This window comes from Klebsiella sp. R390, assembly GCF_051131745.1.
Lineage (GTDB): Bacteria > Pseudomonadota > Gammaproteobacteria > Enterobacterales > Enterobacteriaceae > Klebsiella.
In genome coordinates this window covers 3,930,270-3,950,974 of record NZ_CP180445.1, presented here as the reverse complement: position 1 = coordinate 3,950,974, position 20,705 = coordinate 3,930,270, and the positions used below count along the sequence as shown (strand labels likewise).

The following is a 20,705-nucleotide window of genomic DNA, read 5'->3' as shown; positions in this document are numbered from 1 at the left end:
ACAATCCTCATTGATCGTTATTCGTTTTATCTGCTCGCGCCGCGCGTGCGGGCATAAACTGGCGAAACAGTTCCCGACTCTTCAGCGGCTTACCGCCAAGATACGGCTTCAGGGCGATACGGGTAAAGCGCTTGGCGGCACGTAGCGCATCGCTGTCCGGAAACTCACGGCTCGCCAGCGCTTTCAAATGGTGCCCGGTAAAGGTGTTGTTATCAATAACCACGCTGGCGATAAAGCCTTTTTCTTCACGGTAGCGGTAGGTCATGGTGTCATCGACCACATCACCGCTGCCGGCGCAGTGGAGGAAATCGACGCCATACCCCAGATGTCCCAGCAATGCCAGTTCAAAGCGGCGTAATGCCGGCTCCGGCGTGCCGCTGGTGCCCGCCAGCGCCTGGAGACAGTGCAGGTAATCGAAAAAGAGTTCGGAGAAGCGCGTTTCATGTTCCAGCACGCGGGAGAGGAGCTCATTCACATACAGCCCGCTGTAGAGCGTGATACCGCTGAGCGGCAGAGCCAGTGAAACCGCTTCGGCATTGCGTAGCGTTTTGACGTCGCCACGGCCACCAAAGCGGAGTAACAAGGGGGTAAAAGGCTGGAGAGCGCCTTTGAGGCTGGAGCGTTTAGAACGTGCGCCTTTAGCAACAAGGCGCACGCGACCGGATTCTTCCGTGAAGACGTCCAGCATCAGACTGGTTTCGCTCCAGGGACGACTATGCAGGACGAAAGCGCGCTGCCAGCCTTCCATCAAAATAGCGCTTAGTGATCTTCGCCGTAACCGAGACTGCGCAGCGCGCGTTCGTCATCAGCCCAGCCGGATTTCACTTTCACCCACAGCTCAAGGTGCACCGGCGCTTCGAACATATCCTGCATGTCTTTACGGGCTTCAATACCGATGGTTTTGATTTTGGCGCCTTTGTTGCCAATCACCATCTTCTTCTGCCCTTCACGCTCAACCAGGATCAGGCCGTTAATATCATAACCGCCACGCTCGTTGGTCTGGAAACGTTCGATTTCTACCGTCACAGAGTACGGCAGTTCTGCGCCAAGGAAACGCATCAGCTTTTCACGGATGATTTCAGAAGCCATAAAGCGCTGTGAACGGTCGGTAATGTACTCTTCCGGGAAGTGATGAATGGCTTCCGGCAGATGTTTACGGACGATCCCGGCGATGGTATCCACGTTCATCCCCGTTTCTGCAGAAATCGGGACGATATCCAGGAAGTTCATCTGGCTTGCCAGGAACTGCAGGTGCGGCAGTAAATCCGCTTTTTCCTGAACGTTATCGACTTTATTGACCGCCAGGATCACCGGCGCTCTGGCATCACGCAGTTTGCCCAGCACCATTTCGTCATCCGCGGTCCAGCGGGTACCTTCAACCACGAAGATAACCAGCTCAACGTCGCCGATCGAGCTACTCGCTGCTTTGTTCATCAGGCGGTTGATCGCGCGTTTTTCTTCCATATGCAGGCCCGGGGTATCAACATAAATTGCCTGATACGGCCCTTCGGTATGGATGCCGACAATACGGTGACGCGTCGTCTGCGCTTTGCGCGAGGTGATCGAAATCTTCTGCCCAAGCAGATTGTTCAGCAGAGTGGATTTACCCACGTTCGGGCGGCCGACTATAGCGACAAACCCGCAATAACTTTTTTCGTTGCTCATTCCAGCTCCAGTTTTTTCAGCGCCTGTTCGGCGGCAGCCTGCTCCGCCTTGCGACGGCTGGAACCTGTGCCAACCACTGGTTCACTCAGGCCGCTGACCTGGCAGTGGATAGTAAATTCCTGATCGTGTGCTTCGCCACGCACCTGCACCACCAGATAAGATGGCAGCGGCAGATGGCGACCCTGCAAATATTCCTGCAAACGGGTCTTTGGATCTTTTTGCTTATCGCCCGGGCTGATTTCGTCCAGACGAGTTTGATACCAGCTCAGAATCAGGCGCTCAACGTTCTGGATATCGCTGTCGAGGAAAATCCCGCCGATCAGTGCTTCAACGGTATCTGCCAGAATAGATTCGCGACGGAAACCGCCGCTTTTCAGTTCACCCGGACCAAGGCGCAGGCACTCACCTAACTCAAACTCACGGGCGATTTCCGCCAGCGTGTTGCCTCGCACCAGCGTGGCACGCATGCGGCTCATGTCACCTTCGTCAACCCGAGGGAAGCGGTGATAGAGCGCATTCGCGATCACAAAACTCAAAATTGAGTCACCCAGAAACTCCAGGCGCTCATTGTGCTTGCTGCTGGCACTGCGGTGAGTTAATGCCTGTTGCAACAGCTCCTGATGATGAAAAGTGTAGCCCAGCTTCCGTTGAAGCCGATTAATTACGATGGGGTTCATGCGATACCAATAAATGAATGCGTCAAAAATGCAGCACACGAAACCGACCTGGGCAGCTCTGTCTCATTGTAGATTGCCTGTGCGCAAACCTGTCGCCTTCCGCAACCCAACTTATTTCAGAGTAAAATCAACCAACGCGGTTTCGTGTGCAGTGTCCTCTTACGAGAGACAACCAAAACTTAGGGGGGATATTCTATACGCAACGACAAGGGATGTCGTTAGTTTGAATAGATTTAAATATTAAATAATTCACGCTGCCGTATTGCGACGGCAGCGTGAATAAGGCAGGGAAATTAGTGGATGCTACCGATACGTGATAAACGCACGCCGGTCGGCCACTCACCTTCCTGTTTTTCGAAGCTCATCCAGATTGCCGTGGCTTTACCGACCAGGTTCGCTTCTGGCACAAAGCCCCAGTAACGGCTGTCAGCGCTGTTATCACGGTTGTCACCCATCATGAAATACTGGCCCGGCGGCACAATCCAGGTCGCCAGCGGCAGACCCGATTGATGGTAGTACATGCCAACCTGATCCTGAGCAATCGGAACGGTCAGAATACGATGAGTCACTTCACCCAGCGTCTCTTTACGTTCGGTCAGGCGGATACCGTCTTCTTTGGTCTCGCCCTTCGGCAGCTGCCAGAACCCGCTGGTTGCCTCACCACCGTTACGGCGCGAGAAGGTCTGAACAAAATCGCTCGGCTCAACGTTGGAGTAAGTGACCGGCAGCGCGCTACCGCAAGCCTGGCCGGAACTGCAGCCTGGCTGGATCGTGACCTGTTTGGTCAACGGATCGTAGGTAACTTTATCGCCCGGCAACCCGACAGCACGCTTGATGTAATCCAGGCGCGGATCTTCCGGGTATTTAAAGACCACGATATCACCGCGTTTCGGATGACCGGTTTCGATCAGCGTTTTCTGGTAGATCGGATCTTTAATGCCGTAGGCAAACTTCTCAACCAGAATAAAATCGCCAATCAGCAGCGTTGGCATCATTGAACCTGATGGGATCTGGAACGGCTCATAAATAAATGAGCGAACCACCAGCACAATAGCCAGCACCGGAAATACCGAGGCTCCCGTTTCCAGCCAGCCCGGTTTCGGGCCCACTTTCTTCAGCGTTTGCTTGTCGAGGCTATCGCCTGTCGCAGCCTGAGCAGCAGCCTGGCGTTCACGACGCTTTGGCGCAAAGATGAATTTATCCAGGCACCATAACAACCCTGTGACCAGGGTTGCAATCACCAGGATCAGGGCAAACATGTTCGCCATGCCAACTCCTTAATGGTTATTTGCCGTCTTTACCGACGTGCAGAATGGCAAGGAACGCTTCCTGCGGTAGCTCAACGTTACCCACTTGTTTCATACGTTTTTTACCGTCTTTCTGCTTCTGCAGCAGCTTTTTCTTACGGCTGACGTCACCGCCGTAGCATTTCGCCAGAACGTTTTTACGCAGCTGCTTGACGGTAGCGCGGGCAATGATGTGGTTGCCGATCGCCGCCTGAATCGCAATATCGAACTGCTGGCGAGGGATCAGCTCTTTCATCTTCTCTACCAGCTCACGACCACGGTACGGTGCGTTATCGTTGTGGGTGATCAATGCCAGCGCATCAACACGCTCGCTGTTGATCAGCACGTCCACGCGGACCATGTTGGAGGCCTGGAAGCGTTTGAAGTTGTAGTCCAGCGACGCGTAGCCGCGTGACGTTGACTTCAGACGGTCGAAGAAATCGAGAACCACTTCCGCCATTGGAATTTCATAGGTCAGAGCCACTTGTTTACCGTGGTAAACCATATTGGTCTGCACGCCACGCTTCTCAATACACAGCGTGATAACGTTACCCAGGTATTCCTGCGGCAGCAGCATATGACACTCGGCGATCGGCTCACGCAGTTCCTGAATGTTGTTCAGCGGCGGCAGCTTGGACGGGCTATCGACATAGATAACCTCTTTCGCCGTGGTTTCTACTTCGTAGACTACCGTCGGCGCAGTGGTGATCAGATCCAGGTCATACTCGCGTTCCAGACGCTCCTGAATGATTTCCATGTGCAGCAGGCCCAGGAAGCCACAGCGGAAGCCGAAGCCCAGCGCCGTAGAGCTTTCCGGCTCGTAGAACAGAGAGGCATCGTTGAGGCTCAGTTTGCCAAGCGCATCACGGAAGCTTTCGTAGTCATCAGAGCTCACCGGGAACAGACCAGCATACACCTGCGGTTTGACTTTTTTGAAGCCAGGCAGCGCTTTTTCAGCCGGGTTACGGGAGGTGGTCAGGGTATCCCCAACCGGGGCGCCAAGGATATCTTTAATGGCGCACACCAGCCAGCCAACCTCGCCGCATTTCAGTTCGGTACGGTCAACCTGTTTTGGCGTAAAGATGCCCAGACGGTCAGCGTTGTAGACTTGTCCGGTGCTCATGACTTTGATTTTGTCGCCTTTACGCATGGTGCCGTTTTTAATACGCACCAGCGACACTACGCCGAGGTAGTTATCGAACCAGGAGTCGATGATCAGCGCCTGCAGCGGGCCATCCGCGTCACCTTCCGGTGGCGGGATATCGCGTACCAGACGCTCCAGAACGTCAGGAACACCAATACCGGTTTTCGCCGAGCAGCGCACGGCATCAGCCGCATCAATGCCGACAATGTCTTCAATTTCTTCAGCTACGCGCTCCGGATCGGCAGCAGGCAGGTCGATTTTGTTGAGGACCGGAACCACTTCCAGATCCATTTCCATAGCGGTGTAGCAGTTGGCCAGCGTCTGGGCTTCAACACCCTGACCGGCATCGACTACCAGCAGCGCACCTTCACACGCGGCGAGAGAACGAGACACCTCATAAGAGAAGTCGACGTGGCCCGGCGTGTCGATAAAGTTCAGCTGATAGGTTTCGCCATTGGTCGCTTTATAATCCAGGGTGACGCTCTGCGCCTTGATGGTGATGCCACGCTCACGCTCAAGATCCATGGAGTCCAGTACCTGGGCTTCCATTTCACGATCGGAAAGGCCACCGCAAATCTGGATGATACGGTCAGACAACGTCGATTTACCGTGGTCGATATGAGCGATGATTGAAAAGTTACGTATATTCTTCATATTTAGAGTTAATTTTGCCTTACGCGAATCATGAGGCCGCTGTTCTGTGCCTGACGTTTTTTAATCCGAAAACGCCGCATTCTACACTACATCCACGAAACCAGGAAATGCTCTTACCAGCAGCATAACCGTAACAAATGGTGAGTTGGTCTGAGCGTGGCTAATAAAAAATAAAGGCCAGTGGAATCACTGACCTGGCTCTGAAGAGGGTGTCTCTGTACGCAGTAAATCCGGCGGCAAACCCACGCTAATGATAACGGGCTGCCACGATTGACGAGCGGCTAACCCAGGAGAAAGCCCGCGCGCAATCAGAAATCCGCCAACGCCACCGAGCACCGCACCACACAGTGACGCGAAGTCATTGGCAAACAACACCTGAAAAATGGAAGCCACCACAAACAGCCCGACTAACGGCGCCATATAGACTAACACCGCAGAGCCTAGCAGGCTGCTTTCGGCAATTCCCAGCTCAACTTTCTGCCCGGCGGACAGCGGTTGATCGCTGGGAACGCTAATGGTATGGCTGGTTTGCGGTCCCAGCTTGTTCAGCACCCGACTGCCGCAGCCGGCACGCGAGGCACAGCTGCTACAGGAGGCTTTAACGTCGCAGTGCACCTGCGCCATGCCATTTTGCCAGGAGACGACCGTGGCCCACTCTTTAATCATTGTACTGCCTTGAACTTAATGCTGTCGGAGATGCGTTTAGCCGTTTGCGGCGGCATTTCGCCGACTACGGTTATCTCTGCGTTATCGCGGACCGTCGTGCTCACGGTGCGACGACCGGTGCGTAGCAGCTGATCGCTACTGGTTGAGGTGGCGCGATTAACGTTAATGGAGAAACTAAACAGCCCATCCGAATAGAGGCGGGATTCAACAGGACCATCAATGGTTGGCAGACGGCGTTGGCTGCTGGAGACTTCCGAAACCCCTTGTGGTAGCCAGGTTGGCGCCCAGTTGAAGTTGGCTTTATCGCCCCCTTCCGGCACCGACAGTTGAGGAGGCAGGCTCGCTTTTGCTAGCGTCTCCATACTACTGCTGACTTTATCGCCAACGCTAAAGGAGACGACCCGGAACTGCTCGAGGGTTTCCCCGTCGCGGTCGAGCAAATCAACCCGCATCGGCAGTTTCGTTTCGGCATCCAGCCAGACAATATAGCTATACCGCGTGCCATCGCGCGCGACCACACGAATCACCTCGCACAGACGATCGGCGATACGAGTCCGGCCAACGGAGATAAAGTCGTAGTAGGAAGCCAGCCGCTTGAAATCGGTATAAGCCAGCGACGGTAATGAGTCGACAATGTAGTCGCCATTCAGCGTGAAGGGATCGAGCCCAGGTTCAAAATAGCTGATTTCATTACCACGCAGCACAACTTCCCGGCGCGGGCCATCGAGTTGCAGCAGCTGTGCGAGAGGTTGATTGTTCAGGCGCGCGTGACGATAACGCAGCGACTCAACGCCCTGTTTGTTAATGCTGACAAAAGACAGCTCATAATTCAGGGACTGGCTGGCCAGATTCATTTGCTGCAACAACGCCCCGGACGATGTATCAGCCGAGGCGTTGACAGAGAAGAACAGGCTGCCTGCCATGAGCGACATGGCACACCAAAGTTGCTTCATTACTGCGATTGCGTTCCTAATGTTTGATAACCTGGCACCTGAACAGCGGCTTGCTGAGTCTGGGCTTGCCCAAACTGAAGCTGCTCTGCGTGCAGGCGGCGCTGCAATTCATAATCCTGCAGCATAGCATTAATGCGGCGACGTTGTTCTTGCACCTGCGCCTGCTGACCGCTTCCAGCAGAAGCATCTGCCGGAACGCCAAGGCTTACCGGGCTGGCTTTACCCATCATCGGCATGGTGTTGAACACCGGCGCTTCAGGTTGCTGGGATGATTCGTTCTGCCCATTATACTGCTGAACGCCGACGATAACAGCAAGCGATACGCACGCAGCCACACCCATCTGAGTCAAAGAGCTGGCCCATGGGCGGACTTTTTGCCAGAAAGGCATCTGGCGCCACTGGTGTGGAGCCGGCTGAGATTCAGGAATAAGCGGCACCGCCTGGCGAACAGGTTCATTTTCAATGGCGGCCATAACGCGAGCTGAGATATCAAAATGGAGCATCTCAGCGGTATCGCCTCGCAGCGAATCACGAATGAGATGATAGCTCTCCCAGGTCTTTTGCATTTCAGAAGAACGGCTCAGCTCATTGAGCAGCTCGTTATCCAGCGTTTCACCATCCATTAAGGCCGAAAGTTTTTCTTTCTGCATGCCTGATACCCTTTTCAGTATTCCGCTATCGTCAACGCCTGATGAGCGGTTGAACTTTATTATCAATAGCTTCTCGTGCCCGGAAAATACGCGAACGTACGGTCCCTACCGGACAATCCATGATAGCGGCTATCTCTTCATAGCTCAGGCCATCAAGCTCCCGCAATGTAATTGCCATGCGTAAATCTTCCGGGAGCGATTCAATGGTACGAAAAACTATTTGTCTCAGTTCTTCTGACAACATTAAATTCTCAGGGTTCGAAATTTCTTTCAGTGCCCCACCACTTTCGAAGTTTTCAGCCTCATTGGCGTCAACATCGCTGGACGGCGGGCGGCGCCCCTGAGCTACCAGATAATTCTTCGCCGTGTTGACGGCGATACGATATAACCAGGTATAAAAAGCACTATCTCCCCGGAAGGACTCCAGCGCGCGCCATGCTTTTACGAACGACTCCTGAACGACATCAGGGATATCGCCCGGTGGCACGTAGCGGGAAACCAGGCTCGCAACCTTATGCTGATAGCGTACCACCAGCAGATTAAACGCCTTCTGATCTCCTTTCTGGACCCGTTCAACGAGGACCTGATCCGTTAACTGCTCGCTCATCCGAGGTAATGTCTCCCCAAACCCAATTCCCATGCGCCTTCAAAGCACTACCCAATCACTGCATTATGAGCAAGCAGACGATTGGAGTGTCTGAAAACAATAAAGTTCCGTTACGCCTTTGTTTTTTCTCTGGCAACGGCGGACGATTTGTTATCTCTCATTATAAGTCCCGCAACTCAACGCCAGGTAAGATGATGAAGAAAAGCGTAAGGTCCGCCAGAAGGGTAACGTAACATCGTTTTTATTTCACTATAAAATCTGAAGCTAACGATCTGCTTCGCAAATATTTTCTCTCCTTTACCTGTACGCCGCTCCGCCAACCAGTGTTTAGTTTCCGCAACCAGTCGAAAAAAAAATGTACGATTCATCACAACCAGGTGCTATTGTGGCTTCATCGTGTTTAGTAAATTAAACAAAGCCCATGAATACTACACCTGACTTTTCCTGTGATGTGCTGATTATCGGTAGCGGTGCCGCCGGTTTATCCCTTGCTCTGCGGCTGGCGGAGAATAGCTCCGTGACCATACTGAGCAAAGGCCCAATCAGCGAAGGCTCTACGTTATACGCTCAGGGCGGCATTGCCGCGGTCTTTGATGAGACGGACAGCGTGGAATCCCATGTAGAAGATACCCTTATCGCCGGCGCTGGCCTGTGCGATCGCCATGCGGTCTCTTTCGTCGCCAGCAATGCCAAGCCTTGCGTGCAGTGGCTTATCGATCAGGGCGTCCTGTTTGATACCCAAACTCAGGCTAACGGCGAGCAGAGCTACCATCTGACCCGCGAAGGGGGCCACAGCCATCGTCGTATTCTTCATGCGGCCGATGCGACAGGCAGAGCGGTGGAAACCACGCTCGTCAGCCAGGCACTGTCTCACCCGAATATTCGGGTGCTGGAACGGAGCAATGCGGTCGATCTGATCATTTCCGATAAAATCGGCCTGCCCGGTACGCGCCGCGTCGTTGGCGCCTGGATCTGGAACCGTAATAAAGAAAAGGTAGAAACCTGCAGCGCTAAGTCCGTGGTCCTGGCCACCGGTGGTGCCGCCAAAGTATATCAGTACACTACTAACCCGGATGTCTCTTCCGGCGATGGCATTGCCATGGCGTGGCGAGCGGGCTGTCGCGTCGCTAACCTTGAGTTTAACCAGTTTCACCCCACCGCGTTATACCATCCGCAAGCACGCAATTTCCTGCTGACAGAAGCGTTACGCGGCGAAGGGGCATATCTGAAGCGCCCGGATGGCTCGCGGTTTATGCCCGATTTTGACGAACGCGGCGAACTGGCCCCGCGCGATATCGTCGCCCGCGCCATTGACCATGAAATGAAGCGGCTCGGCGTCGACTGCATGTATCTCGACATCAGCCATAAACCGGAAGCCTTCATCCGTCAGCACTTCCCGATGATCTACGAAAAACTGCTTGGCCTGGGGATCGATCTGACAAAAGAACCGGTACCAATCGTCCCTGCTGCTCACTATACCTGTGGTGGCGTGATGGTCGATGACCACGGCCGCACCGACGTCGACGGACTGTATGCCATTGGCGAGGTGAGCTACACCGGGCTCCACGGGGCTAACCGCATGGCGTCCAATTCGTTGCTTGAATGTCTAGTTTATGGCTGGTCCGCCGCCGAAGATATTATGAAGCGCATGCCGTTTGCCCAACCGGTCAACGGGCTCCCTTCCTGGGATGAGAGCCAGGTTGAGATCCCCGACGAGCTGGTGGTCATTCAGCATAACTGGCATGAGCTGAGATTACTGATGTGGGACTATGTCGGTATCGTACGTACCACACGCCGCCTGGAGCGCGCGTTACGCCGTATCACCATGCTGCAACAGGAACTTGACGAATATTACGCGCGCTTCCGCGTGTCTAACAATTTGCTGGAGTTACGTAACCTGGTGCAGGTTGCAGAGTTGATCGTTCGCTGCGCGATGCTGCGCAAAGAGAGCCGCGGATTACACTATACGCTGGATTATCCAGAGCAGCTCCCAAACAGCGGGCCGTCAATCCTCTCGCCCCTGCTTCACATAAAGAGATAGAAGTCCTGGGTCAGGGCAGTAAACCCTTCAGAGTATTGTTGCTCTGGCCCGCGGATAATCAGGCGATCGCTAAAACACTCTCCCGCCATCGGCGAGAACGCCAACAGCACCCGGTGCGGAGGTCGCATTTCCGTCTCCGCCACATCGGTACGCAAGCGCAAATGCCAACCCATGTTCTGGGCGCGCTGGACAAATGCGTTGCCGATATCCACCGGCAGCACCACACAGAAAAACCCTTCTTCTGTGATACACTCCGCGGCGCAGGTTAAAAGCGTCGCATGATCGAGCGTGGTGGTATATCGCGCCTGTTCGCGCTGCGATGTCGCGCAGGGAACACCTTCAGCAAAAAAAGGCGGATTGCTGACAATCAGTTCATAGCGCCGGGTTTGCGGAGGTTGCCATTGTTGAATATCCGCCTGATGAACCTGGATTCGTGCCGACCACGGAGACGCATCGACGTTTTCCCGCGCCTGGTCTGCCGCATTGTCGTCGAGTTCCACCGCATCTAACGTGACCCGAGCGTCGGTTCGCTGCGCCAGCATCAAGGCCAGCAGGCCGCTACCGGTGCCAATATCCAGCACCTGTTTTACCTGCGCGATCGGTGCCCACGCACCGAGCAAAATGCCATCGGTGCCCACTTTCATTGCACATCGATCGTGAGCAACAAAGAACTGTTTAAACGTAAAACCATTGCGCGGCAGCGCAAACTTCGACTGAGACATCCTTAATAACCTTGCGGACGAAAAACGCCTGGACTTGAGGCTATGCACAATACCGGAGAACAGATAGCCTTACAAACAGATGAACATTATGCCCGTAACGTCTATAATCGTCGGTCCACTCAGAGGTAGATCATGACTGTAACGACTTTTTCCGAACTTGAACTCGACGAAAACCTTCTGGAAGCCCTCCAGGAAAAAGGTTTCACACGCCCGACAGCCATTCAGGCCGCCGCTATTCCGCCTGCGCTTGATGGCCGTGACATTCTCGGTTCAGCCCCGACAGGCACCGGTAAAACTGCGGCATACCTGCTGCCAGCGTTGCAGCACCTGCTTGATTTCCCACGCAAAAAATCCGGACCACCGCGCATTCTCATCCTGACACCAACCCGTGAGCTGGCAATGCAGGTCGCTGACCACGCGCGCGAACTGGCTGCGCACACGCATCTGGATATCGCCACCATTACCGGCGGTGTCGCGTATATGAACCATGCGGAAGTGTTCAGCGAGAATCAGGATATCGTGGTCGCCACCACCGGACGACTGCTGCAATATATTAAAGAAGAAAACTTCGATTGCCGGGCTGTCGAAACGCTGATCCTCGACGAAGCGGACCGTATGCTGGATATGGGCTTCGCCCAGGATATCGAGCACATTGCCGGTGAAACCCGCTGGCGTAAGCAGACCATGCTGTTTTCTGCAACGCTGGAAGGCGATGCGATCAAAGACTTTGCCGAGCGTCTGCTGGAAGAGCCCGTTGAAGTCTCCGCCAGCCCCTCCACCCGTGAACGTAAGAAAATTCACCAGTGGTACTATCGCGCCGATGATATCAAGCATAAAACCGCGCTGCTGATTAACCTGCTGCAACAGCCGGATGCGACCCGTTCCATCGTCTTTGTACGTAAACGCGAGCGTGTTCATGAGCTGGCATCCTGGCTGCGCGAAGCGGGTATTAATACCTGCTGGCTGGAAGGCGAGATGGTGCAGGCTAAACGTAACGAAGCCATTAAGCGCATGACCGATGGCCGCATGAACGTGCTGATTGCCACCGACGTCGCCGCGCGCGGGATCGATATTCCTGACGTAAGCCACGTATTCAACTTCGATATGCCGCGCACGGCCGATACTTACCTGCACCGCATCGGACGCACCGGTCGCGCAGGGAAAAAAGGCATTGCCATTTCTCTGGTCGAAGCCCACGATCATCTGCTGTTGGGGAAAATTGGTCGTTACATCGAGGAGCCGCTGAAGGCGCGCGTAATTGATGAATTACGTCCAACCACCCGTGCACCGAGTGAAAAGCTGACTGGTAAACCTTCCAAGAAGGTGATGGCTAAGCGTGCCGAGCAGAAAAAAGAGAAAGACAAAGATAAGACACGCGTGAAAAAACGTCACCGTGATGCTAAGAATGTGGGTAAGCGTCGTAAACCAAGCGGTAGCGATAGCAGTACTCCGCAGTAAGCAGAGAGCAAAAAAAACGCCGGGATATCCCGGCGTTTTTATTTTCAGGCTTCGACTTACAGGCTTTCTGTAAAAGTACGAGCAATAACGTCACGCTGCTGCTCTGGCGTCAGGGAGTTAAAACGTACGGCATAGCCAGAGACACGAATGGTCAGCTGCGGGTATTTTTCCGGATGTTCAACCGCATCCATCAGCGTTTCACGACGCAGCACGTTAACGTTCAGGTGCTGACCACCTTCAACGCGGACTTCCGGTTTCACATCAAGCGGAACTTCGCGATATTCGATTTCGCCCAGTTTGCTCACCGCAACCACGTCATCTTCCGCAAAACCGCCTTTGGCACACAGGCAGCGCGCTTCGCCTTTTTCGCTATCCAGCAGCCAAAAAGAGTTCAGCAGGTCGTCATTTGCAGCTTTAGTGATTTGGATACCAGTAATCATTTGATGCCTCCCTTAGGCAATAGTTATTCGTCTTCCTGGCCTGTTCGCGGCCAATTGGTAAAACCATTGTTGTATGAGTGTATGTATATCAGTCAACCACCCGGCATTCATTGACCTAAATCAACAAAAACCATGCAGTACAAATGGGTATAGGGGGATATTATTGTTTTACATCAAGTTACGCCATAGCCAATGCAAAATAATTTTGTAAATTTTCAATTATTTTTGCATGTGAAACGTCAACTGCGGCGTGCAGATTTTGTTATGCAGAAAGAAGCAGTTAAGCTATAGCGATGACACTTTGCAGGAGAGCAGAATGACGACCCCATTGACCTGGCACGACGTGCTGGTGGAAGAGAAGCAGCAGCCCTATTTTGTGAATACCCTGAAAACCGTCGCCGAAGAACGCCAGTCGGGGATGACGATTTACCCGCCGCAAAAAGATGTCTTCAACGCCTTTCGTTATACCGAACTTGGCGATGTCAAAGTGGTGATTCTGGGTCAGGATCCTTATCACGGGCCTGGTCAGGCACATGGCCTGGCCTTCTCGGTACTTCCGGGGATCGCGACGCCCCCTTCGCTGCTCAACATGTATAAAGAACTGGAAGGGACCGTCCCTGGTTTCAGCCGCCCTGCGCACGGTTATCTGGAAAGCTGGGCACGGCAAGGCGTGCTGTTGCTCAATACCGTCCTGACGGTACGAGCGGGACAAGCCCATTCTCATGCCAGCCTTGGCTGGGAGACTTTTACCGATAAAGTGATTTCGCTGATCAATGAACATCGTGAAGGGGTGGTATTTTTACTGTGGGGCGCGCATGCGCAAAAGAAAGGCGCGATTATCGATCGCCAGCGCCATTGCGTATTGAAGGCACCGCATCCTTCACCGCTTTCCGCTCATCGCGGCTTCTTTGGCAGCAATCATTTTGTTCAGGCGAATCAGTGGCTGGCCGAGCGAGGCGAGCCGCCCATCGACTGGATGCCGGTGTTACCCGCCAGGCAGGAATAACCCCGTCAGCGTTCTGCAGAGACAAAAATGCCAGCATTACGCTGGCATTTTTTTAGATCAACTCTGCGATCAGGCCTTGTTCTGGCGCCACCATTCAGCGAGCAATACGCCGGTTGCGACAGAGACGTTCAGGCTTTCGACATTGCCGGTGCCTTCGATAGCAACGTTAAGATCCGCGCTGGAAATCGCCGCATCGGACAAACCATCACGCTCCTGACCTAACGCCAGCACCATTTTCTTCGGCAGCTCAGCTTTGTGCAGCGGCGTACCGTTGTGGCTGGAGGTCGAGACAATCGCATAGCCCGCTTTACGGAACTGCTCCAGGGTGTCGAGGAAGCTGTCACCGGTGATCGGCTCAACGTGTTCCGCGCCACCTTCTGCGGTACGGATCGCCGCACCAGATTCCAGCATACCGGCATCCTGTACGACCACGCCCTTCACGCCGAAATGCGCGCAGCTACGCATGATCGCCCCGAGGTTGTGCGGGTTGCCAACATCTTCCAGCGCCAGCACGCAATCTTCGGCATCGGCTTTAGCAACCCACTGCGCCACGGAGGTCCCGTTGCGTTTCTTGATCAGGAAGCATACCCCACCATGGTGTTCGGTACCGGAGGCTTTGGCCAGTTCGGCTTCATCAACAACATGATAAGCTTTGCGATTCGCCGCCATCCAGCGCAACGCTTCTTTGAAGCGTGGGGTCACGCTCTGGATAAACCAGGCGCGAACGATCGCATCCGGACGGCTCTGGAACAGTGCCTGGCAGGCATTTTCACCATAGACGCGGGTCTCTTCCGCACGCTGACGACGCAGCACTTCCGGATCGATAAAGCTTTTGCCGCTGATCCCACCGTGGTCTGGTTTGGCCGGCGCGTCATCATTCGGTGCACGCGAAACGGTGCGCCATGGAGAACCACCATCGCGATCGAAATCATCACGTTTACGATCGTCACGTTTGCGGTCATCGCCGCGGCTGTTTCGCTCATCGCGGGCAGGGCGGCTACGGCCGTCAACACGAGATTTTCCTGGGCGACCTCCCCCTTTCCCGGTTCGCGGGTTATGGGTACGTCTGTCAGAATCATCATCACTGCGGACATACATCACTTTGACCTTGCCGCTTTTATTTTTCAGTTCGTCGCTCATCAATTTTCTCCACCTGCGCTGCGCGAAGCGCGCAGATTACCCGATGTGTCACCGCCGCGCCATTCTTTCGTTTAAAAGATAGGGTCTATTGTACTCATCGAACAAAACGCATTGTTGTTTACTCGTCGCTAATCAATAATATGTAACATTACAGAAACAAATCGGCCACGTGCCACGCTGCAACCCATAACCAGAGGTTAGTTATGAATACCGTTTGTGCCAGTTGTCAGGCTCTGAACCGCATCCCCGACGAACGTAGCGCCGATGGCGCGAAGTGCGGACGCTGCGGCCACGATCTTTTTGACGGCGATGTGATCAACGCGACCGGGGCAACGTTGGATAAACTACTCAAGGACGATCTGCCCGTTGTTGTTGATTTCTGGGCGCCCTGGTGTGGCCCCTGCCGTAATTTTGCCCCCATCTTCGAAGACGTTGCGGAAGAGCGTAGCGGCAAGATGCGCTTCGTGAAAGTCAATACCGAAGCTGAACGCGAGCTCAGCGCACGTTTCCGCATCCGCAGTATCCCGACCATTATGATGTTTAAAAATGGTGAAGTCATCGACATGCTGAACGGTGCAGTACCAAAAGCACCGTTTGACAGCTGGCTTAACGAAGCCAACCAACAGTAAACCTGCTGGGGCACTGCTTGTGCCCCCTTTTTACCTCTGCGACAATGGCGTTTTTTCTTAGCGACCCTTTATGATGGACAACGCCGTTCTTCGTCTTCGCGCCGAACGTCTCGCTCGCGCGACCCGGCCTTTTCTCGCTCGTGGTAACCGTATTCACCGCTGCCAGCGCTGCTTACTGCCGCTCAAACAGTGCCTGTGCGCCACGCTAGTCCCGGCCACAGCCACCAGCCGTTTCTGTCTGGTAATGTTTGATACCGAGCCGATGAAGCCCAGTAATACCGGGCGGCTCATTGCCGATATTCTGCCGAATACCACCGCTTTTCAATGGTCGCGAACGGAACCACCGCAGGCGCTACTTGATGCTGTCGCCGATCCAAATTACCAGCCGATGGTTGTATTCCCGGCCTCTTATGCGGGAGCCGAACGCCAGGTACTGAGCGCGCCGCCAGCGGGTAAACCGCCGCTGTTTATTATGCTCGACGGCACCTGGACGGAAGCGCGAAAAATGTTTCGTAAAAGCCCGTATCTTGACGCGCTGCCGGTCATCTCTGTCGATCTCTCACGTATTTCGGCCTATCACCTGAGAGAAGCGCATGCCGAGGGGCAGTATTGCACCGCGGAAGTGGCCATTGCGCTGCTGGATCTTGCCGACGATCGGAAGGCCGCCCGCGCACTTGGCGATCATTTTAGTCTGTTCCGTTCCCGCTATCTGGCGGGAAAAACCCAGCATAAGGGCAGTATCACAGCACAAATAGCAGAAAGCGTTTAAAATCATTCGGTCACTGGGGATCAAAGGAGACCGGTATGAGCCAAAGAGGCCTGGAAGCGCTGCTGCGTCCGAAGTCGATTGCCGTTATTGGCGCGTCAATGAAACCGCAGCGTGCCGGTTATCTGATGATGCGCAACCTGCTGGCCGGTGGATTTAACGGCCCGGTGTTGCCCGTTACGCCCGCCTGGAAAGCCGTTCAGGGCGTGCTGGCATGGCCCACCATCGACAGCCTGCCCTTCACTCCGGACCTTGCGGTGCTTTGTACCAATGCCCGACGCAATCTTTCTCTGCTGGAAGCGTTAGGGCAAAAAGGGTGTAAAACCTGCATTATTCTCTCCTCTCCGCCGGACCAGTACCCTGCGCTGCTTGAATGCGCAACCCGTTACCAAATGCGCCTGCTTGGCCCCAACAGCCTCGGTCTACTCGCCCCGTGGCAGGGTCTGAATGCCAGCTTTTCTCCGGTTCCGATTCATCGTGGCAAACTGGCGTTTATCTCTCAGTCAGCGGCGGTTTCGAATACCATTCTCGACTGGGCGCAGCAGCGTGAGATGGGCTTCTCTTACTTTATTGCCCTCGGGGACAGCCTCGATATCGACGTAGACGATCTCCTCGATTTTCTGGCCCGCGACAGTAAAACCAGCGCTATTCTTCTCTATCTTGAGCACCTGAGCGATGCCCGTAGCTTTGTTTCCGCCGCACGCAGCGCATCACGTAATAAACCGATTCTGGTGATAAAAAGCGGCCGTAGTCCGGCGGCGCAACAGCTGCTGCACGTCAATTCCGGTATGGATCCGGCCTGGGACGCTGCGATTCAACGCGCGGGCCTGCTGCGAGTACAGGATACTCATGAGCTCTTCTCCGCAGTTGAAACCCTCAGTCATATGCGTCCACTGCGGGGTGAAAAGCTGATGATAATCAGCAACGGTGCCGCCCCGGCGGCGCTGGCGCTGGACGAACTGTGGCTACGCAACGGTAAGCTGGCCACGCTTAGCGACGAGACCTGTAGCCAGTTGCGCCAGGCCCTGCCAACCGGTATTGGTATCGCAAACCCGCTGGATCTCCGTGATGATGCCAGCAGTGAACATTACCTCAAGGCGCTGAACGTTCTGCTGGATAGTCATGACTATGATGCCCTGTTGGTGATCCACTCTCCCAGCGCCGCCGCGCCGGGAACGGAAAGCGCACTGGCGCTGATTGACGCGCTGAAGCAGCACCCACGTGGGAAATATGTCACGGTACTGACGAACTGGTGTGGCGAATACTCATCCCAGGAAGCTCGTCGTCTGTTTAGCGATGCGGGTCTGCCAACCTACCGTACGCCGGAAGGGACCATTACCGCATTTATGCACATGGTGGAATACCGACGTAACCAGAAACAACTGCGGGAAACACCGGTGCTGTCAGATATGGTGACGGCAAATACTGAACAAGCCCATATGCTGTTGCAGCAGGCGATTAACGAAGGCGCACATTCGCTAGATACCCATGAGGTCAGTCCGGTGTTACACGCGTATGGCATCCATACGCTACCGACCTGGATTGCCGCCGACAGCGCCGAAGCCGTACATATCGCCGAACAAATTGGTTACCCGGTGGCCCTGAAGCTTCGCTCGCCGGATATTCCGCACAAATCCGAAGTTCAGGGCGTCATGCTCTATTTGCGAACGGCCACCGAAGTCCAACGGGCGGCGGACGCCATTTTTGACCGCGTAAAAATGGCCTGGCCTCAGGCGCGTATTCACGGTCTGCTGGTGCAAAGCATGGCGAACCGTGCCGGGGCGCAGGAACTGCGTGTTGTTGTTGAGCACGATCCGGTTTTTGGCCCACTGATTATGCTGGGTGAAGGTGGTGTCGAATGGCGGGCGGAAGATCAGGCCGCCGTGGCTCTGCCACCGCTCAATATGAACCTTGCCCGCTATCTGGTGATCCAGGCGATCAAAAGCAAGAAGATCCGTGGCCGCAGCGCGCTACGTCCGCTGGATGTTTCCGGTCTGAGCCAGCTGCTGGTTCAGGTGTCGAATCTGATCGTTGATTGCCCGGAGATCCAGCGGCTGGACATCCATCCGCTGCTGGCCTCGGGGAACGAGTTCACGGCGCTCGACGTCACGCTAGGCCTTGCCCCGTTTAGCGGCGACAGCGAAAGCCGGCTGGCTATCCGCCCCTACCCTCAACAGCAAGAAGAATGGGTGGTGATGAAAAATGGCGAGCGCTGCCTGTTCCGTCCTATTCTGCCGGAAGATGAACCGTTGCTGATGGCATTCATCGCTCAGGTGACGAAAGAGGATCTGTATTATCGCTATTTCAGCGAAATCAATGAATTTACCCACGACGACTTAGCCAATATGACGCAGATCGACTACGATCGAGAAATGGCGTTTGTTGCCGTGCGTGCCACCGCCGAGGGGAATGAAATTCTCGGTGTAACAAGAGCCATTTCCGATCCTGATAATATTGATGCGGAATTTGCCGTGCTGGTCCGTTCCGACCTGAAAGGCCTGGGGCTTGGCCGGCGGCTGCTGGAGAAACTGATCACCTACACGCAGAGCCACGGCCTGCAGCGGTTAAATGGCATCACGATGCCAAATAACAGAGGCATGATTGGCCTGGCCAGAAAACTGGGATTCACGGTTGATATTCAGCTGGAAGATGGGATTGTCAGTTTATCCCTACAGTTTACACCGCAATAATCATAAACTGGCGGCCGCAATTGTTGACCACATTCGCGAACAGTAATGTTATTATTGCCCGCTTACGTCGTCTGCATGGTACAGAAGACCCTTCAATAAACAGAGAAGAAACGCACTGTGATGTTGTCAAAATTTAAGCGTAATAAACATCAACAACACCTTGCCCAACTCCCTAAGCTTTCTCAGTCAGTTGATGATATCGAGTTCTATTACGCGCCTGCGGATTTTCGTCAGGCGTTACTGGCCAAGATAGCCCACGCCACCCAGCGTATTTGTATTATTGCGCTCTATCTCGAGCAGGATGATGGCGGCAAAGGAATTCTGCAGGCACTGTACGACGCCAAACGCCAGCGTCCGGAGTTAGATGTACGCATTCTGGTTGACTGGCACCGCGCCCAACGTGGGCGTATCGGCGCCGCTGCGGCAAATACCAATGCCGACTGGTACTGTCGCATGGCGCAGGAAAATCCTGGCGTCAATGTCCCGGTATATGGCGTACCGGTGAATACCCGAGAAGCCTTGGGTGTTCTCCACTATAAAGGTTTTATCATTGATGATTGCGTCCTCTACAGCGGCGCAAGCCTGAACGATGTCTACCTGCACCAGCACGATAAATATCGTTACGATCGTTACCAGTGTATTCGCAACGCCAAAATGGCCGATGTGATGTTCGATTGGGTCGATCACAACCTGGTCCAGGGGCGTGGTGTTAACCGTCTCGACAGCGCCAGCCGTCCGAAAAGCCCGGAAATCAAAAATGAGATCCGTCAGTACCGCCAGGACCTGCGTGACAGCAGCTATCATTTTGTCGGCAATGCTGATGACGATCGGCTGTCGGTCACCCCGCTGGTTGGCCTCGGCAAATCGAGCCTCCTGAACAAAACCATTTTTCACCTTATGCCCTGTGCTGAGCATAAGCTGACTATCTGTACCCCCTACTTCAACCTTCCCGCGCTGCTGGTGCGTAATATTATCCAGTTGCTGCGTAGCGGCAAGAAAGTCGAGATTATCGTTGGCGATAAAACGGCGAATGACTTCTATATTCCGGAAGATCAGCCGTTTAAGATTATCGGGGCGCTCCCGTATCTGTATGAAATTAACCTCCGCCGCTTTCTGAGCCGGCTGCAGTATTACGTCAATACGGACCAGCTGGTAGTGCGACTGTGGAAGGATGAGGACAACAGCTATCACCTGAAAGGGATGTGGGTTGATGATGAGTGGATGTTGTTGACCGGCAACAACCTCAATCCGCGTGCCTGGCGCCTGGATCTGGAAAACGCCATCCTCATTCACGATCCGCAGCAACAGCTGGGTGCGATGCGCGAAAAAGAGCTGCATCTGATCCGCGAGCATACCACCATCGTTAAACACTATCGCGATCTGCAAAGCATCGCGGATTATCCGGTTAAAGTGCGAAAACTGATTCGCCGCCTGAGGCGTATTCGTATTGATCGACTGATCAGCCGTATTCTCTGAACATCTGCCCCGTCTTGCCGGGGCTTTTTTCTGGA

Annotated in this window: 19 protein-coding genes; 7 read left to right on the top strand and 12 right to left on the bottom strand. The window is 54.3% G+C overall.

The annotated features are described in order from the left end of the window. Positions 1 to 7: 7 nt before the first annotated feature. From recO to rpoE, 9 genes are all read right to left on the bottom strand, one after another. Complete coding sequence (gene recO / locus ACMYSP_RS18585; RefSeq protein ID WP_434583515.1) at positions 8 to 748, bottom strand: DNA repair protein RecO; 741 nt, start codon at positions 746 to 748, stop codon at positions 8 to 10. An 11-nt stretch (positions 749 to 759) separates the two neighbouring features. Next, positions 760 to 1,665 (bottom strand): GTPase Era, encoded by a 906-nt coding sequence (gene era, locus ACMYSP_RS18580; protein ID WP_434583514.1) that lies wholly within the window; start codon positions 1,663 to 1,665, stop codon positions 760 to 762. Continuing rightward, positions 1,662 to 2,342 carry a ribonuclease III gene (gene rnc, locus ACMYSP_RS18575; RefSeq protein ID WP_123755539.1) on the bottom strand — a complete coding sequence of 227 codons (681 nt, stop codon included), beginning with the start codon at positions 2,340 to 2,342 and terminating at the stop codon, positions 1,662 to 1,664. Before rnc ends, era begins: the two co-directional genes overlap by 4 nt. A 293-nt stretch (positions 2,343 to 2,635) precedes the next feature. After that, the gene (gene lepB / locus ACMYSP_RS18570) at positions 2,636 to 3,610 is read right to left on the bottom strand and encodes a signal peptidase I (protein WP_174507685.1); all 975 of its coding nucleotides are present in this window, start codon (positions 3,608 to 3,610) and stop codon (positions 2,636 to 2,638) included. A 16-nt stretch (positions 3,611 to 3,626) separates the two neighbouring features. Continuing rightward, the gene (lepA, locus tag ACMYSP_RS18565) at positions 3,627 to 5,426 is read right to left on the bottom strand and encodes a translation elongation factor 4 (RefSeq protein WP_434583513.1); all 1,800 of its coding nucleotides are present in this window, start codon (positions 5,424 to 5,426) and stop codon (positions 3,627 to 3,629) included. 186 nt (positions 5,427 to 5,612) lie between these two features. Next, a complete protein-coding gene (gene rseC, locus ACMYSP_RS18560; protein ID WP_123755415.1) occupies positions 5,613 to 6,092 on the bottom strand; it encodes a SoxR-reducing system protein RseC in 480 nt (159 codons plus the stop codon). Further along, positions 6,089 to 7,045, bottom strand: coding sequence for a sigma-E factor regulatory protein RseB (gene rseB / locus ACMYSP_RS18555; protein WP_434583511.1), 957 nt, complete (start codon positions 7,043 to 7,045; stop codon positions 6,089 to 6,091). Before rseB ends, rseC begins: the two co-directional genes overlap by 4 nt. Continuing rightward, entirely contained in the window at positions 7,045 to 7,695 is a 651-nt protein-coding gene (rseA, locus tag ACMYSP_RS18550; RefSeq protein ID WP_434583509.1) for an anti-sigma-E factor RseA, read from the bottom strand. The genes rseB and rseA overlap by 1 nt, the downstream gene beginning before the upstream one ends. A gap of 31 nt (positions 7,696 to 7,726) precedes the next feature. Then, a complete protein-coding gene (gene rpoE / locus ACMYSP_RS18545; RefSeq protein WP_004866461.1) occupies positions 7,727 to 8,302 on the bottom strand; it encodes an RNA polymerase sigma factor RpoE in 576 nt (191 codons plus the stop codon). 421 nt (positions 8,303 to 8,723) lie between these two features. Between rpoE and nadB the strand changes: the two genes are divergently transcribed. Then, complete coding sequence (gene nadB / locus ACMYSP_RS18540) at positions 8,724 to 10,343, top strand: L-aspartate oxidase (RefSeq protein ID WP_434583507.1); 1,620 nt, start codon at positions 8,724 to 8,726, stop codon at positions 10,341 to 10,343. Here the strand turns inward: nadB and trmN are convergent. Next, positions 10,328 to 11,065: a tRNA(1)(Val) (adenine(37)-N(6))-methyltransferase TrmN gene (trmN, locus tag ACMYSP_RS18535; protein ID WP_434583505.1), complete on the bottom strand. Its 738-nt coding sequence runs from the start codon at positions 11,063 to 11,065 to the stop codon at positions 10,328 to 10,330. The two genes, nadB and trmN, sit on opposite strands and share 16 nt — an antisense overlap. Positions 11,066 to 11,197: 132 nt before the next feature. Here trmN and srmB point away from each other — a divergent pair, with 132 nt between their 5' ends. Next, complete coding sequence (gene srmB / locus ACMYSP_RS18530; RefSeq protein ID WP_434583504.1) at positions 11,198 to 12,523, top strand: ATP-dependent RNA helicase SrmB; 1,326 nt, start codon at positions 11,198 to 11,200, stop codon at positions 12,521 to 12,523. A 56-nt stretch (positions 12,524 to 12,579) separates the two neighbouring features. On the opposite strand, the gene grcA is transcribed toward srmB, so the two are convergent. Beyond that, the gene (grcA, locus tag ACMYSP_RS18525) at positions 12,580 to 12,963 is read right to left on the bottom strand and encodes an autonomous glycyl radical cofactor GrcA (protein WP_434583503.1); all 384 of its coding nucleotides are present in this window, start codon (positions 12,961 to 12,963) and stop codon (positions 12,580 to 12,582) included. Between the two features lie 316 nt (positions 12,964 to 13,279). Between grcA and ung the strand changes: the two genes are divergently transcribed. After that, positions 13,280 to 13,969, top strand: coding sequence for a uracil-DNA glycosylase (ung, locus tag ACMYSP_RS18520; RefSeq protein WP_434583502.1), 690 nt, complete (start codon positions 13,280 to 13,282; stop codon positions 13,967 to 13,969). A 69-nt stretch (positions 13,970 to 14,038) separates the two neighbouring features. On the opposite strand, the gene ACMYSP_RS18515 is transcribed toward ung, so the two are convergent. Beyond that, the gene (locus ACMYSP_RS18515; protein WP_123755423.1) at positions 14,039 to 15,109 is read right to left on the bottom strand and encodes a tRNA/rRNA methyltransferase; all 1,071 of its coding nucleotides are present in this window, start codon (positions 15,107 to 15,109) and stop codon (positions 14,039 to 14,041) included. Between the two features lie 203 nt (positions 15,110 to 15,312). On the opposite strand from ACMYSP_RS18515, the gene trxC reads away from it, so the two are divergent. From trxC to pssA, 4 genes are all read left to right on the top strand, one after another. Next, positions 15,313 to 15,738: a thioredoxin TrxC gene (gene trxC / locus ACMYSP_RS18510; RefSeq protein WP_434583501.1), complete on the top strand. Its 426-nt coding sequence runs from the start codon at positions 15,313 to 15,315 to the stop codon at positions 15,736 to 15,738. Between the two features lie 70 nt (positions 15,739 to 15,808). Then, positions 15,809 to 16,507, top strand: a complete 699-nt coding sequence (locus ACMYSP_RS18505) for a tRNA-uridine aminocarboxypropyltransferase (protein WP_434583500.1) — start codon at positions 15,809 to 15,811, stop codon at positions 16,505 to 16,507. Positions 16,508 to 16,542: 35 nt separating this feature from the next. After that, complete coding sequence (locus ACMYSP_RS18500) at positions 16,543 to 19,194, top strand: bifunctional acetate--CoA ligase family protein/GNAT family N-acetyltransferase (RefSeq protein ID WP_434583499.1); 2,652 nt, start codon at positions 16,543 to 16,545, stop codon at positions 19,192 to 19,194. A gap of 120 nt (positions 19,195 to 19,314) precedes the next feature. Continuing rightward, a complete protein-coding gene (gene pssA / locus ACMYSP_RS18495) occupies positions 19,315 to 20,670 on the top strand; it encodes a CDP-diacylglycerol--serine O-phosphatidyltransferase (RefSeq protein ID WP_123755427.1) in 1,356 nt (451 codons plus the stop codon). The last annotated feature ends 35 nt before the right edge of the window (positions 20,671 to 20,705 follow it).

What these genes read in the sequence shown, in the direction of transcription:
- recO (WP_434583515.1), bottom strand. Translation starts at nt 748, where the DNA reads ATGGAAGGCTGGCAGCGCGCTTTCGTCCTGCATAGTCGTCCCTGGAGC.
- era (WP_434583514.1), bottom strand. Translation starts at nt 1,665, where the DNA reads ATGAGCAACGAAAAAAGTTATTGCGGGTTTGTCGCTATAGTCGGCCGC.
- rnc (WP_123755539.1), bottom strand. Translation starts at nt 2,342, where the DNA reads ATGAACCCCATCGTAATTAATCGGCTTCAACGGAAGCTGGGCTACACT.
- lepB (WP_174507685.1), bottom strand. Translation starts at nt 3,610, where the DNA reads ATGGCGAACATGTTTGCCCTGATCCTGGTGATTGCAACCCTGGTCACA.
- lepA (WP_434583513.1), bottom strand. Translation starts at nt 5,426, where the DNA reads ATGAAGAATATACGTAACTTTTCAATCATCGCTCATATCGACCACGGT.
- rseC (WP_123755415.1), bottom strand. Translation starts at nt 6,092, where the DNA reads ATGATTAAAGAGTGGGCCACGGTCGTCTCCTGGCAAAATGGCATGGCG.
- rseB (WP_434583511.1), bottom strand. Translation starts at nt 7,045, where the DNA reads ATGAAGCAACTTTGGTGTGCCATGTCGCTCATGGCAGGCAGCCTGTTC.
- rseA (WP_434583509.1), bottom strand. Translation starts at nt 7,695, where the DNA reads ATGCAGAAAGAAAAACTTTCGGCCTTAATGGATGGTGAAACGCTGGAT.
- rpoE (WP_004866461.1), bottom strand. Translation starts at nt 8,302, where the DNA reads ATGAGCGAGCAGTTAACGGATCAGGTCCTCGTTGAACGGGTCCAGAAA.
- nadB (WP_434583507.1), top strand. Translation starts at nt 8,724, where the DNA reads ATGAATACTACACCTGACTTTTCCTGTGATGTGCTGATTATCGGTAGC.
- trmN (WP_434583505.1), bottom strand. Translation starts at nt 11,065, where the DNA reads ATGTCTCAGTCGAAGTTTGCGCTGCCGCGCAATGGTTTTACGTTTAAA.
- srmB (WP_434583504.1), top strand. Translation starts at nt 11,198, where the DNA reads ATGACTGTAACGACTTTTTCCGAACTTGAACTCGACGAAAACCTTCTG.
- grcA (WP_434583503.1), bottom strand. Translation starts at nt 12,963, where the DNA reads ATGATTACTGGTATCCAAATCACTAAAGCTGCAAATGACGACCTGCTG.
- ung (WP_434583502.1), top strand. Translation starts at nt 13,280, where the DNA reads ATGACGACCCCATTGACCTGGCACGACGTGCTGGTGGAAGAGAAGCAG.
- ACMYSP_RS18515 (WP_123755423.1), bottom strand. Translation starts at nt 15,109, where the DNA reads ATGAGCGACGAACTGAAAAATAAAAGCGGCAAGGTCAAAGTGATGTAT.
- trxC (WP_434583501.1), top strand. Translation starts at nt 15,313, where the DNA reads ATGAATACCGTTTGTGCCAGTTGTCAGGCTCTGAACCGCATCCCCGAC.
- ACMYSP_RS18505 (WP_434583500.1), top strand. Translation starts at nt 15,809, where the DNA reads ATGATGGACAACGCCGTTCTTCGTCTTCGCGCCGAACGTCTCGCTCGC.
- ACMYSP_RS18500 (WP_434583499.1), top strand. Translation starts at nt 16,543, where the DNA reads ATGAGCCAAAGAGGCCTGGAAGCGCTGCTGCGTCCGAAGTCGATTGCC.
- pssA (WP_123755427.1), top strand. Translation starts at nt 19,315, where the DNA reads ATGTTGTCAAAATTTAAGCGTAATAAACATCAACAACACCTTGCCCAA.